This is a genomic window from Methylobacterium nigriterrae (assembly GCF_037106235.1).
GTDB classification, from domain to species: domain Bacteria; phylum Pseudomonadota; class Alphaproteobacteria; order Rhizobiales; family Beijerinckiaceae; genus Methylobacterium; species Methylobacterium nigriterrae.
Genome location: NZ_JBAWTG010000924.1, coordinates 1 through 266, shown reverse-complemented (window position 1 = coordinate 266; position 266 = coordinate 1). Strand labels below are relative to the sequence as shown.

General features: G+C 63.9%; 1 protein-coding gene. It reads right to left on the bottom strand.

All coding sequences use genetic code 11. The features are described 5' to 3' along the window. Positions 1-224, bottom strand: a 224-nt coding sequence (locus tag WDW90_RS39710; RefSeq protein ID WP_336493069.1) for a GNAT family N-acetyltransferase, incomplete at its 3' end; no start/stop codon positions are given. Positions 225-266: the final 42 nt, after the last annotated feature.

The following is a 266-nucleotide window of genomic DNA, read 5'->3' as shown; positions in this document are numbered from 1 at the left end:
GTCCAGGCCTGACGCAGCCGCCCCTCCAGCGTGAAGCCGAGCTTTTCGACGATTCGGTTGGAGGCGGCATTGTCCGGATCGACATCGGCATAGATGCGGCGACGTTTTTCGGTGCGGAACAGATGGTCGATCAGCGCGGCCAGCGCCTCTTTTGCGACCCCCTCCCCATGTCGGCCCCTGACCACGAGATATGCGATCTCGCTGATGCCGTCACCGCGATCCATGGCCGCAAGCCTGCCGATTACGGGGCCACCTTCCGTCTCGAC